At 66.6% G+C, this 14,141-nt stretch carries 10 protein-coding genes; all 10 read right to left on the reverse strand.

What is annotated here, in order from left to right:
• Window positions 1-30 precede the first annotated feature (30 nt).
• Window positions 31-1,422 carry an MFS transporter gene (locus BLU29_RS14795; RefSeq protein ID WP_091059486.1) on the reverse strand — a complete coding sequence of 464 codons (1,392 nt, stop codon included), beginning with the start codon at window positions 1,420-1,422 and terminating at the stop codon, window positions 31-33.
• On the reverse strand, window positions 1,419-3,293 hold the full coding sequence (locus BLU29_RS14800; RefSeq protein WP_091059489.1) for a hypothetical protein: 1,875 nt from the start codon (window positions 3,291-3,293) through the stop codon (window positions 1,419-1,421). The genes BLU29_RS14795 and BLU29_RS14800 overlap by 4 nt, the downstream gene beginning before the upstream one ends.
• Window positions 3,294-3,295: 2 nt before the next feature.
• The gene (locus BLU29_RS14805; protein WP_091059492.1) at window positions 3,296-4,276 is read right to left on the reverse strand and encodes a peptidyl-alpha-hydroxyglycine alpha-amidating lyase family protein; all 981 of its coding nucleotides are present in this window, start codon (window positions 4,274-4,276) and stop codon (window positions 3,296-3,298) included.
• Between the two features lie 16 nt (window positions 4,277-4,292).
• Window positions 4,293-6,629 carry an aminotransferase class III-fold pyridoxal phosphate-dependent enzyme gene (locus BLU29_RS14810; RefSeq protein ID WP_091059494.1) on the reverse strand — a complete coding sequence of 779 codons (2,337 nt, stop codon included), beginning with the start codon at window positions 6,627-6,629 and terminating at the stop codon, window positions 4,293-4,295.
• Window positions 6,626-7,873: an MFS transporter gene (locus tag BLU29_RS14815; RefSeq protein WP_091059497.1), complete on the reverse strand. Its 1,248-nt coding sequence runs from the start codon at window positions 7,871-7,873 to the stop codon at window positions 6,626-6,628. The genes BLU29_RS14810 and BLU29_RS14815 overlap by 4 nt, the downstream gene beginning before the upstream one ends.
• A gap of 15 nt (window positions 7,874-7,888) precedes the next feature.
• On the reverse strand, window positions 7,889-9,115 hold the full coding sequence (locus BLU29_RS14820) for an MFS transporter (protein ID WP_091061183.1): 1,227 nt from the start codon (window positions 9,113-9,115) through the stop codon (window positions 7,889-7,891).
• A 99-nt stretch (window positions 9,116-9,214) separates the two neighbouring features.
• Window positions 9,215-10,162 (reverse strand): hypothetical protein, encoded by a 948-nt coding sequence (locus BLU29_RS14825; protein ID WP_197677730.1) that lies wholly within the window; start codon window positions 10,160-10,162, stop codon window positions 9,215-9,217.
• Window positions 10,152-11,312, reverse strand: a complete 1,161-nt coding sequence (locus tag BLU29_RS14830; RefSeq protein WP_091059500.1) for an amidohydrolase family protein — start codon at window positions 11,310-11,312, stop codon at window positions 10,152-10,154. Before BLU29_RS14830 ends, BLU29_RS14825 begins: the two co-directional genes overlap by 11 nt.
• A gap of 8 nt (window positions 11,313-11,320) precedes the next feature.
• The gene (acs, locus tag BLU29_RS14835; protein ID WP_091059502.1) at window positions 11,321-13,285 is read right to left on the reverse strand and encodes an acetate--CoA ligase; all 1,965 of its coding nucleotides are present in this window, start codon (window positions 13,283-13,285) and stop codon (window positions 11,321-11,323) included.
• 17 nt (window positions 13,286-13,302) lie between these two features.
• Window positions 13,303-14,136, reverse strand: coding sequence for an aldolase (locus tag BLU29_RS14840; protein WP_091059503.1), 834 nt, complete (start codon window positions 14,134-14,136; stop codon window positions 13,303-13,305).
• Between the last annotated feature and the right edge of the window lie 5 nt (window positions 14,137-14,141).

Raw genomic sequence — 14,141 nt, forward strand, 5'->3', positions numbered from 1 at the left:
GGCCGGGTTGTTCGGCCAGGTGCCGTCGCGCTAACGGTCCGATGCGGGCTTGTCCCCGCCATCCTTCGCCGGCTTCTCCTCGATCAGGTTCACCAACGTGGCCATCGCGCGGAACGGCCGCAGCGCCCAGCTGCCCTGAAAGATGGGGCCGACGGGACCGGCCGTCTCGGGCAGGCGGCGCACAAAATAAACCAGGACGACACACATCACCAGCAGGCTGACATAATAGCCGGCGAAGACCGGCACATCGATCGCCGGAACAGCACCCGGCGCTTTGAGGAACAAGCCCCACAGGACGGGGGTGCAGCCACCAATGAAGGTCATGACGGCGCCATGGATGGACACCGGCAGGGCCCGGTCATGTTCCGGCAGGATCTTGACGAGATAGCTCAGGTTGGCGGAGTTCCAGAACCCGGAACCTGCTCCCTGCAGGAAGAAGAGGATGGGCATGGTCCAGAGGGCCTTGCCCCCCGTGGACAGGAAGACGATCCAGGCGACGGAGATGAAGGCGTAACACAGGAAGGCGGCCTTGAAGAACGGCTTGGCGCCGATCTGGTCCATGTGTTTGCGCATCGCGATGTTCGCTACGATGAGCCCCACGTAGGTGAGCATCGTCAGCAGGATTACCTGGGCGGCAGTGACCCCGGCGGACGTTTTCAGATAATAGGCCGCAAAGGGAGCCAGCGGGGTGATCCCCGCGAAGAAGACCACGGCAATCCACAGGTAGGTGCGAAAGAAGCTTGGTGTCATCATCAGGCGGGGTGTCTCGGTCATGACTTTTTCGAGACTGATCGGTTTCGGGCGTTCTGCATCCGGCAATTGCTTCAATTGCCGGTAGGCGAAGAAGGCACCCAGCACCGAGATGAGATAGAGCAGGATGAAGGCCGTGTAAGGCGGCAGCCAGGTGAAGAAGGCCGCATAGACCAGCAGGGAGATGCCGATGGCGACCCCCGTGGAGAGCTGGTCGGTCGCCCAGTAACGCCCGCGCAGTTCCGCCGGGACGAGCTGATAAAACCAGGTGGTCAGGGCCGAGGTGCCCACGGCCCGGAGAAGGCAATAGACGAAGGTGGCCAGCACCATGGCGTTGATCATCCAGGGGACCGGGTTCGGCGGTGCGAGCAACGAGAGGCCGATGGGGACAAGCAGGCAGAGGCTGCGGGCCCCCCAGCCGGCCATCGTCAGCCGCTTGTAGCCGAAGCGCGACAAGAGGGTGGTGGAGAGCACTTGCGCCGGGGTGAGCAGGAAGGTCCAGGAGAACACCAACCCCACCTGGAAGGAATCGGCGCCGAGCTGCTGCATGAACAGCACCGTCGGAGTCCCGATGGCGACCTGCCAGTTGAGGGCGTTGAAGAAGGAGAAATAGATTCCGCCCCGGTAGGGATAGAGTTCCGGGTCATGCTTCTTGCCGGGGAAGATCATCATGGCGCGAGCGGGAGTTGTTCTTTCCGCCTGATGCCGAGTTCCAGGCCCGCCAGGGACAATTCCTCGGGCGATTCATTGTAGACCACGATCTCATTCCAGCCATCCCGGATCACCCCGCAATCCAGGGTGTAATTCCAGGCGAGGTGCTCTTCGACGTGCTTGGCATAGGGGCCGGCGGGGAAGAGCAGGTCCTCGGTTGCCTGGCGTTCGAAAACCGGCCAGCCGCCGTTGACACTTACGCCGGTTTCGCCGCCGGAGCGGGCCCGCTCCGCGATGACCTGAACCAAGAGGGAGAGTCCGGGTTCGGCGGGTTCGGCGCAGAGCGGAATCCGCAGCGCGCGGCGGTGCCCGGGGGCGATCCTCACCGGCAGCTGCTCCGGCACATCCCAGATCTTCGTCGGGAGCACGGACGCGGTGCTGAAGGCGTAGTGCTTTTCCTGACCGCGCAGGGTGGCGAGATTGTCGAGCCCGCGCAGCGCCGCGTAGTTGGCCCGCAGGCCGGGCACGCGCACCTGGTCGGTGACGAAGAAGTTGAACTGCGCGATGCCGTCGGCGCCGAGCGCAAGCTTCCCGGCGGCGCTGCCGCGGATCAGCTCCGCGCTCGCCGAGAGGTAGCGGGTGCCGCGCACCCGTTTGGCACCGGCGGAATCCGGCTTGGCGTGGAAGGCATTGTCGCCGGCCAGCTGCACGTCCGGGCCGCTCGGACGCTCGGTCAGCGCCGGCGCCAGGGTTTCCAGCCAGTTGGGCGCATCCTCCATGCCGCCGTAGATCGTGACATCGGGTCCGAGTTCGCGGCGCAGCTCGTCGAGCGGCATCTCCCAGGGGGTCTGCCAGAAATTGCTGAAGGTGCAGAAATCGATGATGCCGCGGCGGGTCAATGCCTTCAGGTCGATGCCGATGCTGCGCAGGTAGGACAGGTTGGCGGAAGATCGGATGCCGAATGGGTAGAACGGTCGGCGCCCCTTGGTGAGGGCCCGAACCGCCGCAAACCATTCGGTCATCTCGTCGATCTGCCTGGGGGAGGCCGGCGCCTCGAGGCATACCGGATGGCGCAGCCAGTCCATCTCCAGCCCCTCATAGTCGTAGGTTTCCACTCCCTCCCGGATCATTTCGAACATGTGGTCGCGCACGGCTGGGCGACCGTAGTTCAGGCCGACCCAGGCGGGCTGCCTGGTGTCTTGGGCCCCGGGAATGCGACCGGACAGGCGGTTGGCCGGGTCGCGGAAGAGCCGGCAATTCACGGGGCTGGCCGGTGCGCCGGAAAAGTGGGTGGGATTCATCCGGTAGCTGAGCCACGGGCTGATGCCCCGGGCCCGGCAGGCCCGCGCGCTCTCGGCCAGCCAGTCGACTCCGGCTTCGGCCAGGTCCAGGTAGAGATCCAGCATCGCGGCCATGTTCGTGGCGAACTTTTCCACCAGCGCCGGGGTCATGCCGGCCAGGCCCTTGCCGATCGAGCGCGTGAACGCGAGGTCCCCGCGCCGGTAATCCTGGAGCAGGTATTCGAGATTTTTCGTCGGATACCACGCGACCTGAGTGTTGGGATTGACCAGCAGGGTATCGACGCCGCTTTCAGCGATCGTGCCCAAGTAGCGGTGAATGGCCCGGGCGCGGTAGGTTCCGCCCTCCGGTTGCCAGATCTCCGGATTGTAGAAGAGGAAATTGCAATCGCCGTTGAACAGGTTGCGGTGCCCTTTCACGCGGCCGGGACCGCGGGGCGTGGTCGATGCGTCCGCGGCGGAGAGCGAGGGCAGGGCCTGGCGGGACAGGGCCAGCGCCGCCCCGGTCAGGACTCCCGCCCCCAGGAAGCCGCGGCGCGTCAGAGGCCGTGGCGCGAGCCGTTCGCTTTCAATGGGGGATTCGTCCCGGCTCATCGTCAGCAGACACGGGTGAATTTCGAGAGCGCGCTGCCTTCGGCGCCGGTTCTCGGCAGCATCGCGCGCTCGGCCGGGAGCCGGCCGGTGACCTGCCAGCGATCGCCGGTCTCGGCGATGTAGAGCGATCCGTCCTTTCCGACGGCGATGGCGTGGGGATAATGGAGGACATCGGGAAAGGTCCAGACCTCGAGTGTGCGGCCGCTGCGGTCGAAGCGGATGATCGCGTTGTCAATGCCGGCCGAGCCGTAGAGGCAGCCGTCCGGCGCCGCGCAGAGCCCGTCGACCGAATGCAGGCCGGGCCAGTTGGCGGCGGGCGTGCCGTCGGGATGGAAGACCTGGATGCGGTCGTTCTCGCGGTCCGTCATGTAGAGCAATCCGTCGGCGCCCAACGTGATCACATGGGGGGTATGGAATTCACCGGGGGCGGTCCCGCGGCGGCCCCAGTCGAAGAGGAAGCGCCCGTCCGCCGAGAATTTCGCGATGCGCGAGTTGCCGTAGCCGTCGGTGACATAGAATTCCCCGCCGGGGAGGACGCACACGTGCGTCGGCTGGAAGAAATGGCGGTCGTCGCAACCGGGCTCGCCGTCGACGCCGAGCGTGAGCAGCAGGTCGCCCTCGGGCGAAAACTTCCGCACCAGGTGCCGGCTCACGTCGGTGATCCAGACGTTGTCCCGGGGATCGACATGCAGGCCGTGCAGCCAGTGGCGCTCGGCGATGGGGATGGGCGTCGGGCCGCGCAGGTCGTAGGCGACGCTCTTCTTCTGGTGCGCGGCGCCGATTTCGCAATCAAGCGAACCGTCGGCCCGGAGCCGCAGGAACGGGCGGTCCCCGCGGTGGGCGACATAGATGCGGTCGCGCGAGTCGATGCCGACACCCACGACCCGGTCCAGCGTGATACCGGGCAGCCTGGCCCAACCCGGTTGCGGAACCAACCGGGACTTCGCGGAGGACGTGAACGGAGCGGCGCGGAGCGGGAACATGGCAGGGTAAGGTTGCCTAGGCGAGACGGGCGAAGCCGCGCAGTCCGCGGGCGACCCCGGATTCCTCCGCGAGCGTGCCCTTGGTGATGACTGCCGCAATCTCACCCATGGTCTCGCCGGCGGCGCGCAGCAGTTGCTCAATCTTCGGCTCGTCGTGGGCGAGCATTACGTAGTAGTAGCTCGAGACGAGAAAGCCGCGTTCGCGCATCTTGCGCACGTAGAGCGCTTGCGCGAGCGGCGCGTCCGCCCCGAGATCGAAGTTCATGGTGGGTGTCGCGGGCATGCCGGCCACGATCAGCCGGCAGGCCGGCAGACTCGTGGCGATGGCCTTCAGGCCGGCCTGGAGCAGCTCGCCCCGGGCCCAGACCACCTCGTGCACGCGCAGGCGTCGGACCTTCTCGAGCACGGCGAGCGCGGCGGCGGGACCGACGCCATCCGTCCAGTAGCTGGAGGAAATGAAGCTGCCGTCCGCGGCCGCCATGATCGCCTCCCGGCCAACGACGGTGCCAAAGGGGAAGCCGTTGCTCATGGCTTTCGCATAGACCGCCAGGTCGGGTTCAAGGCCAAACCGGGCCATTGCGCCGGGGAAGCCATAGCGCAGGCCGCTGGTCACCTCGTCGACGACGAACACCCCGCCGGCGGCCCGGCAGCGGGCCGCCACCTTGGCGATGAAATCATCCTTGGGCGCCTGCGAGCGCATCGGTTCCATGACGACGGCGGCCAGGTTGCCGCCGAGCTGCGCGAGGGCGGCCTCGAGCGAGGCGAGGTCATTGTAACGAAACGGGACGGAGGTGCCCTTCAACTCGCGCGGCACGCCCTTGGGCTCGAGGCCGGGCAACAGGTGACCGTTGAGCGCGTCCGTCTCCCCGAGGTTCGCCGCCAGATACCAGTCGTGCCAGCCGTGGTAGCCGCAGAAGGCGACGCCGCTGCGGCCCGTCGCCGCGCGGGCGATGCGGACGGCCATCGTCATGGCGTCGCCGCCACCGCGGGCGTAGCGGACCTTGCCGGCCCAAGGATGCAGCGCGAGGAGGGTTTCGGCGAGTTCCACCTCCTGGGGGTTGACGAGCGAACAGTAGGTGCCGAGTGCCAGGCGCCTCTGCACCGCGGCGGTCACGTCGGGATCGGCGTAGCCCAGCAGGATCGCACCCACGCCGCCGGCGAAGTCGAGGTAGCGCCGGTCGCTGAGGTCCCAGACTTCGGAGCCGGCGCAGCGCGAGAAATAAGCGGGCCAGGACTTGGCGTCGAACATCTCGGCCCGCTTGGACAGGAGACCGGTGCCTCCCGAGATCACCGTCCGGGCCCGCTGCCAGAGTTCGGTGCCCGTGGATGAGGGCGCCACGGCGGCGGCCGGCAGATGCGGGGCGAGGGTCCGTAGCGCGTTCCGCAGGAAGATATCATCCAGGTCACCGCGCGTCAGGCCCGTGTCCTCGCAGGCCTCGCGCAGGCTGAGCAGCGACTCGATCCCGACCAGGGTCATGTCTGAATTGGTCGGGGCTTGGTGTTCCGAACGGATTAATTCCGGATGCAGCCAGAAAAAGAGGCTGCCGGTGGTGACGCAGCGGCCGCGGAGTTCGCTGACCGCGTAATCGGAGCCCCAGAGCACGCGGCGCGGACCGAGGGTCCGCAAGGCGGCGCGGAAGGCCTCGGCTTCGCAGATGGCGGAGGTGTCAACGAAGGCGTTGTCGAGGTCCGCGATGGCGTGCAATCCGTGGCGGGCGTTGCGGTAGCTGAAGCTGCGGGCGATGTGCGCGAGGATGAGCCGGGCCTGCGGATAGGCGCGGCAGAGGCGGCGCAGCGAGGCTTGATTGCCCGGGTCCTCCATGGCGCCGTCCCGCACGATGTGCAGGAGCAGAACGCCGCGCACCTCGTGCAGGATTTCCCACATCCATTCCGGGGCGAATTCCTCGATGGTGGCGTGCATCGTGTCGGGCCGGTCCGCGTAACAGTGATAGACCTTGAGGCCGCAGAATCTTCCGCTGCGCAGCGCCGCGGCGACCTCCGCCGGGTTGTCGGCGGGCGAAGCCACCATGAGGGCGCGGCTGAGCGGCGTGCCGTGCCCGCTTACCTCACCGGCCACCCAGTCGTTCATCGCCGGCCGGTCCGCGGCCCGGCGCGGCATGCCGAAATAGAGGCCGTGGATCGTGGTTACCGGCATGTAACGTTGCAGGGCCGCGCGATGGTCGGCGCAGCCCAGCGCGGGTTTCCCGCCGAGGAAGGCCCACTCGCCGGCGGGGAAATGGGCGGCGTGATACGGGTGGACGTGGATGTCGTAGATCTCGGACGGCAGGAAGCCGGCCAGGCCGGTGACCGCCAGCTCGCGGTCGCGCGGAGTGAGGGTGTCGACGTATTTCATGACGGGGTGTTGGCGGGGTGATCGCGCGGGTTGATGAGCCACAGCAGCAGGGCGCAGAGCACGAGGACACCGGCGCCGAAGTTGAAAACGTTGCTGATATTGACGTGCGCGTCGCGGAGGGCGCCGCCGGCGTAGATGGTCAGGCCGCCCGCCATGACGGCGAAGGTGTTGATCACACCGACGCCCGTGGCGAGATAGCGCCGGTCGACGATCTGCGCGAGGATCGGCGTCATGTTGGCGTCGGGGAACGGCCGGGCGAAGCCGTAGATCACCATGCCGGTCAGCACGAGGCCGAGGACGGGCATGTTGGCCAGGAGCAGGACGCCCGGCACCGCAACCAGGCAGCCGATGACGCCGACCCAAACCCGGCCGCGCACCGCGCGCAGGCTCCAGCGGTCCGCCCAAAGGCCGCCGGCGACCATGCCGACGAGGCTGGAGGAGTAGACGTAGCCGAGCGCGGTCAGACCCGCGCGGCCCTGGGTCAGGGCGAACTGTTCGTGCAGATACGTGGGCAACCACCCGGCGATGGCCCAGCTGGCAACGCCGAGCAGGCCCCAGAAGATCAGGGCGAGGATAAAGGAGCGCTGGCTGAACAGACTGGCCAGCGCCTCGCCCAGCCGCACGCGCGGCGGTGCGGCGACAGTCTGGCCGGGCCGGGCCGGCTCCGCCGGCCGGTCGCGCAGGAGCGCGAGCAGCACGAGCGAATAAAGCATGCCCATGATGCCGAAAAACTCGAAGACGAAGGTCCAGTCCTGCTGGTCGGCGATCCAGCCGCCGAGGCCGCCGAGGGCCGACCCGACCATGACGCCGCTCAGGTGGATGCCGTTGGCGAGGGAGCGCGTGGCATTGCGGTGATAGTCCATCAGCAGCGCGGCCGCCGCCGGGAAGTAGCACGCCTCGCTGATGCCCATCAGCGAACGGTAGAGCAGCAGCTCGGGAAACGAAGTGGCGTGCGCGGTCAGCCACGTGACGGCCGACCAGGCGAAGAGAGAGAAGATGATCACGCGGCTGCGGTTGACCTTGTCTGCGAAGAAGCCGCCGAGCGGGCTCAGCAGCCCGTAGGTCACGAGGAAGACCGTGGTGAGCAGGCCGAACTGCGCGTCGGTCATCGTGATGGAGGCCTTGATGGAGGTCCGCATCGTGATCAGGATCAGCCGGTCGAGGTAGTTGAGACAGGCGACGAACCAGAGGAGGGCCACCGCGAGCCACGCGCGGCGGGGCAGGGGTTCGATGTCAGCACTCATAGGGGGCGGGAGAGCTTAGCGGTTGGAGGCGGACTGGGGCCGGATGAAATAAAGCAGGACTGCGCAGACCAGCAGGCTGGCGGCGGCGAACTGGAAGACGCGGCCGACATTCACGTCGGCGTCGCGCAGGACTCCCCCGGCGTAGATGGTCAAGCCCCCGACAGCGCAGGAGAAGAAGTTTAGCAGGCCGTAACCCGTGGCCCGATATCGCGGATCCGCCACCGAACAGAGGATCGGCATCATGTTCGTGTCGGCGAAGGCCTTGGCCAGGCCGAATAAAATCAGGCCGGCAATGGCCAGGGGTAGCCAGTCGATGGAGGACGCGAGCAAGATCCCCGGGGCGGCCACCAGCAGGCCGATGAGGGGCACCAGGACGCGGCCGCGTTCGTCCTTCCGGCTCCAGTGATCAGCCCAGACCCCGCCGACCAATACGCCGATCAGGGCCGCGGTTTGCAGGTAGCCGGTGGCGGACAGTCCGGCGGTGCCCTGGGAAAGATGGAAATGCTCGTTGAGATAGGTGGGCATCCAGCCCACGACGGCCCAACCGGCCAGTCCCAGCAGTCCCCAGTAGAAAAGCGCGAGAATGAACGAGGTGCGACCAAACAGACTTTTCAGGGCGGCGCGCATGTCGACGCGGACCGCCATCGCCCCGGCGGCGGGCGCTTCCGCCGGAAGGTCTCGCAGAAGGAGCGCGATCACGCCCGTGTAGGCGATGCCGGCGAGACCGAACAGCAGGAAGGCGTGGTTCCAGCCGTGGCGCTCGGCGATCCAGCCGCCGAACCCGCCCAGGGCGGAACCCACCATGATGCCGCTCATGTGGATACCGGTGGCCAGCGAACGGGTGGGGCCGCGATGGTAATCGGCGATCAAGGCCAGCGCGGCCGGAATGTAGCAGGCCTCGCTGATGCCCATCAGCGCGCGGGTCGCGAGCAACTGGGGGAAGGTCGTGGCGTGCGCGGTGAGCCAGGTGATGACCGACCAGGCGAAGAGACTGCAAATGATCACCCGCGACCGGTTGAAACGGTCGGCCAGGAAGCCGGCGAACGGGCTCAGCAGCGCGTAGACCCACAGAAACACGGAGGTCAGCAGGCCGAACTGCGCCTCCGTCATGGGAATGGCCGCGACCAGCGAACCGCGCATGGTGGTGACAAGGACACGGTCGAGGTAATTCAGGCAGCCTACCATCCAGAGCAGGCCCACGATCAGCCAGGCCCGGGACGGCAGCTTGGATTCGTTCAACATGAAGAAGGTGGGTTTCGGCGGAGCCTCAGCCAAGCTGATCCCCATGGGCCGGGTGGGAGGTTGGCACCCGGGCACGATGACGGGGCGGGGCGCAGGCCCTTAGTAACCCTTGTCCCAGCGCGTTTCGATGTTGGCCGCGGCAGACTCCGACACCCATACGTCCGTGCGGAGCGTCTGGAGGATGGATTCGGGCACGCGCGGGGTGACGGGACCGTGGAGGACGAGGCGCGTGGTGAGGCGCTGCCAGGAGGCGAAGGAGCCGTCGACCGTGATGGAGTGCAGGTCGATCCGGTTCTTGGCGGCGATGACCTCAGCCGGTCCGATGGTGGCGGCCTTGGGTGGCACGGCGCAGAGGTCGCCGCTGCTGCCGAAGCAACCGTGCAGCGAGTTCTGCGCGATGGTGAAGGGGCTCAGCGTACAGATCCGGGGCCCCATTTTCTTCCATTCCGCGAGCGTGCCGGCAAACTCGGGGGCGTCGGGTTCAATGAAGGCGAGGTGGCCGGTCCAGCCCGGGCCGCTGTAACAGATGTCGGCGCCGCCGAGATCCGCCAGCATCCGGCCGTAGTCCTTGAGGTTCCTGTCGGTGAAGACGTGGACCTGCTTTTCCGGCGGCCGCAGCTTGGGATCCAGTTGCGCCCAAAAATACTTCTTGAAGGCGTGACCAAAGCCGAATTCCCACGACTCGGGCGCGATGTGGCCGTTCTCGTCGGCGTATTCGTCCATGTTGAACGTGTGGAGCTTCCGGCAGTTGACGCGGGCCCGGTTGAGCATGGCGGCGAGCTTGGCGTAGCCCGGCCACGGATTTGGCATGATCGCGACAAAGGACCGGCCGGCGTCCATCGCGGTCTTGATCCGGAAGAACATGTCCGTGATCCAGCGAAACTCGACTTCGGAGTCCGGCAGGACCGTGATGCGGAAGTCGGGGTTGTGGTGCCGGGTGATGTGCTCGCGCTTGATCGCGCGCACACGGGCAATCACCTTGGTGTCGCGGAATGGAATGAAGTTCGCCGGGGCGAACGTGAAGGAGCGGGAACTATTATTTTTCATAGACAGAGTGGCCGTTGACCCAGGTGCGGGCGGCGGTGAGGTTTTCGTCCCAGAGCACGAGGTCGGCGTCCGCGCCGGGTTCGAGCCGGCCCTTGCGGCCGAGGCCGAGCAGCCGGGCGGGATTGAGCGTGCCCATGGCCCAGACCTGTTCGGGCGGCAGCCTGAGCCAGGTGAGGAGGTTCGCCATGCCGCGGTCCATCGTGAGGGCGCTGCCGGCAAGAAAATTCTTGGTCTCATGCCGCGCGGCGTCGCCGGGCGACACTTTCACGCGGTAGCCCCAGGGGGTGTCGTATACGCCTGGCGGCAGGCCGGCACCGATGTTCGAATCGGTGATCAGGATGACACCGGCCCAGGTCTTGGCTGCCACGGCCGCCCGGATGGCGGTGGGATGGACGTGCACGCCGTCGGCGATGAAATCCACGCTCGCCCGTGGATCCGCTAGAATGGCTTCGACGGCCCCGACCGGGCGGGCGCCGGGCTCCGTCTCGGCCGGCGCATAGAACACGTCGTAGAAATGTGTGGCGTGCACGGCTCCGGCGTCCAGGGCCGCTTCGGTTTCCGCCACCCCGGCCCGGGTGTGGGTCAGGAATACCGTCACTTTTTCCTGCCGCAGGCGGCGGATGACCGGCACAATGTTCGGCGTATCGGGGCTCACCGACATCACGGCCAGACGGCCCGCGCAGGCCTCTAGGATCCGCTCGAGCAAATCCAAGTCGCCTGGCAGTGTCGGGCAGGCGGCTCCACCTACTGCCATGAAGGGGCCCTCAACATGAAGTCCCGGAATGTGGACTTCCTTGACCGAGGGAATGGCTGCGGCGATCCGGCCGAGGTTTTCGAGCCAGCCTTCGCGGATCTGGGGCACGATGGTGGGCAGAACCGTGGTCACCCCGAAGCGGCCCAGTTCCCGGGCGGCGCTTCGCAGGCCCTCCGGACCTGCTTCGTAGAGACTGTGCATGATACCGTGCGTGTGGACGTCGATCAAACCGGGTGTCAGCAAGCGCCCGTTGCCGTTGACGACAACGGCGTCCTGAACGGCTCCGCCCACAGTTCCAGCGGCCACAATGTGTCCGTCATGGACGAGCACTTCACCCAGGCGGATGGATTTGCCAGGTTCGACCAGCCGGACGTTGCGGATAAGCAGAGAAGGCATGGGTAGGATTATTCCTCGTCGCTTTTTAGGGCCGAGATGACCGAAAAATCCTCGAGGGTCGTGGTGTCGCCCTTGATCTCGCCGCTGGTGGCGAGTTCCTTGAGCAGGCGGCGCATGATTTTCCCGGAGCGGGTCTTCGGCAGGCCGGCGGCGAAGCGGATCGTGTCGGGCTTGGCGAGCGAGCCGATCTCCTTGCCGACGTGGGCGCGGAGCGCCTCCTTGAGCTCGTCGCTGGCGGTGTGCGTGGACTTGAGGGTCACAAACACAACGAGGGACTGGCCCTTCAGCTCGTCGGGCCGGCCGACCGCGGCGGCCTCGGCCACGGCGGCATGCGACACGAGCGCGCTCTCGATCTCGGCGGTGCCGATGCGATGGCCGGAGACGTTGAGCACGTCGTCGATGCGGCCGACGATCCAGAAGTAGCCGTCCTCGTCCTGCCGGGCGCCATCGCCGGTGAAGTAGACGCCGGGCTTGCCGGGGAATTCGCTGAAATAGGCCTGCTTGAAGCGGTCGTCGTCGCCCCAGAGGGTGCGGAGCATCGACGGCCAGGGCTGCATGATGGCGAGCTTGCCGCCGGAGTTACGCGGCACCTCCTCGCCCTTCTCGTCGACGACCTTCGGCAGGATGCCGAAGAACGGGAGCGTGGCGGAGCCGGGCTTGGTGGGCGTGATGCCGGGCAGCGGCGAGATCATGATCGAGCCGGTCTCGGTCTGCCACCAGGTGTCGACAATCGGGCACTTCTTCTTGCCGATCATGGTGTGATACCACATCCACGCCTCGGGGTTGATGGGCTCGCCGACGGAGCCGAGCAGGCGGAGCGAGTCAAGGCGGTGGCGGAGCACGTAGTTATCGCCCCAGCGCATGAACGCGCGGATGGCGGTCGGCGCCGTGTAGAGGATGGTAAGGCCGTGGCGGTCGATCATCGACCAGAAGCGGTCGGGCTCCGGCTGGTTGGGCGCGCCCTCGTAGAGGAACACCGTCGAGCCGTTCGACAGCAGGCCATAGACGACGTAGCTGTGGCCGGTGATCCAACCGATGTCGGCGGAGCAGAAGTAGCGGTCGGTCTCCTTGAGATCGAAAATGTAGTGCGCGCTGAGCTTGGCGCCGAGCAGGTAGCCCGCGCTGGTGTGCAGCACGCCCTTGGGTTTGCCGGTGGAGCCGGAGGTATAGAGGATGAAGAGCGGGTGCTCGGCATCGAAGGCCTTCGCGTCGTGCCGGTTCGGCGCGCCCTCCCAAGCCTCTTTCCACCAGACGTCGCGGCCCTCGACCATCCTGACCTCGTTGCCGCAGCGCTTGACGACGAGGACGGTCTGCACGGTCGGCGTGCCCTCGACGGCGCGGTCGACGTTGGCCTTGAGCTCGATGACCTTGCCGCGGCGCCAGCCGCCGTCGGCGGTGATGACGAGCTTCGCCTGGCAGTCGTTGATGCGATCCTTGATGGCCTCGGCGCTGAAGCCGCCGAAGATGACGGTGTGCACGGCGCCGACGCGGGCGCAGGCCAGCATGGCGATCACGGCCTCAGGAATCATCGGCAGGTAGATCGCGATGCGGTCGCCGGACTTGATGCCCGTGTTCTCTAGGATGTGGGCCAGACGGCAGACATGGAAATGCAGCTGCTTGTAGGTGATTGTGCGGACGTCGCCGGGCTCGCCCTCGAAAATAATTGCGGCCTTGTTCTCCCGGGCCGTGCCGAGGTGCCGGTCGAGGCAGTTCTCGGAAACGTTTAACTTGCCACCCAGGAACCACTGGACGTGGGGCGGCTTCCACTCCAGCACCTGCTTGAAAGGCTTCCGCCAGACGAGGTGTTCCTTGGCCTGCCGGCCCCAAAACTTTTCTGGCGCGTTGACCGACTCGGCATAGAGCTGGTCATAGGCCATGGGGTCGGCGAGGTTGGCCAGGCGCTCGAAGGCGGCCGACGGCTTGAATTTGCGCCCGACCTTTTGCAGTGAGACAAAAATCTGGGGGGTGGACATTGAGGACTAAGCGGAGGTTAGTTTTGCAAGATGACCATGGCTTGGTCGACGTTCATGCCTTCATGTACGATGCCCATCAGTGCCCGGGTGATGGCGGCCGGTTTTGCATGCTGGATGATATTGCGGCCGTAAACGATGCCCGCCACGCCTTGGGTGAGGAGATCGTGGGTGCGTTGGAGGATCTCGCGGTCCCCGACCTTGCCACCTCCGCGAACAAGCACCGGCACGCGGCCGGCGGCCTCGACCACCTGGTGGTAGAGCTGCACGTTGTCGGTGGGGTCGGCCTTGATGACGTTGGCGCCGAGCTCGGCGGCCTGCCGCACCAGCGGGATGATCTTCTGCTCGTCCCCGTCGACCATGTAGCCGCCGGCCTTTTCGTTGGCCTGGAAAACGAGCGGTTCGACCATGAGGGGCATGCCGTAGCGCTCGCAGTCGGGCTTCAGCCGGAGGATGTTTTCCACGCATTGCTCGCCAACTTCGGGTTCGCCGGGGATCTGAAACAGATTTACGCACATGCAGGCGGCATCGAGGCGGAGCGCCTGGGCGACCGGATCGACGATCATGCGGCTGTAGAGGCGGCGCGGGAGCTTCTGGCCGTAGACATTGGCGACGTCGATGCGCAGCACGAGCGAGGGCTTGAGACGGCCCGGCAGTTCCTGGAGGTGGGCGGCCTGGCCGACGGTGAGCTGGATCGCATCCGGCGCCGCACCCACGACGGCGGCCACCGCCTGGCCGATGTTCTCGATGCCGGCGAGGAAGCCGTATTCGTTGAAAAATCCGTGGTCGATCGCAACGTCGAAGCAGCGGCGCGAGACGGGATGGAAGAGGCGGTTAAGCCGGTAGGTCGTCATGGCGA

It is taken from the genome of Opitutus sp. GAS368 (assembly GCF_900104925.1).
In the GTDB taxonomy this organism is placed as follows: Bacteria; Verrucomicrobiota; Verrucomicrobiia; order Opitutales; family Opitutaceae; genus Lacunisphaera.

What these genes read in the sequence shown, in the direction of transcription:
- BLU29_RS14825 (WP_197677730.1), bottom strand. Translation starts at nt 10,162, where the DNA reads ATGAAAAATAATAGTTCCCGCTCCTTCACGTTCGCCCCGGCGAACTTC.
- acs (WP_091059502.1), bottom strand. Translation starts at nt 13,285, where the DNA reads ATGTCCACCCCCCAGATTTTTGTCTCACTGCAAAAGGTCGGGCGCAAA.
- BLU29_RS14820 (WP_091061183.1), bottom strand. Translation starts at nt 9,115, where the DNA reads ATGTTGAACGAATCCAAGCTGCCGTCCCGGGCCTGGCTGATCGTGGGC.
- BLU29_RS14840 (WP_091059503.1), bottom strand. Translation starts at nt 14,136, where the DNA reads ATGACGACCTACCGGCTTAACCGCCTCTTCCATCCCGTCTCGCGCCGC.
- BLU29_RS14805 (WP_091059492.1), bottom strand. Translation starts at nt 4,276, where the DNA reads ATGTTCCCGCTCCGCGCCGCTCCGTTCACGTCCTCCGCGAAGTCCCGG.
- BLU29_RS14800 (WP_091059489.1), bottom strand. Translation starts at nt 3,293, where the DNA reads ATGAGCCGGGACGAATCCCCCATTGAAAGCGAACGGCTCGCGCCACGG.
- BLU29_RS14810 (WP_091059494.1), bottom strand. Translation starts at nt 6,629, where the DNA reads ATGAAATACGTCGACACCCTCACTCCGCGCGACCGCGAGCTGGCGGTC.
- BLU29_RS14815 (WP_091059497.1), bottom strand. Translation starts at nt 7,873, where the DNA reads ATGAGTGCTGACATCGAACCCCTGCCCCGCCGCGCGTGGCTCGCGGTG.
- BLU29_RS14795 (WP_091059486.1), bottom strand. Translation starts at nt 1,422, where the DNA reads ATGATGATCTTCCCCGGCAAGAAGCATGACCCGGAACTCTATCCCTAC.
- BLU29_RS14830 (WP_091059500.1), bottom strand. Translation starts at nt 11,312, where the DNA reads ATGCCTTCTCTGCTTATCCGCAACGTCCGGCTGGTCGAACCTGGCAAA.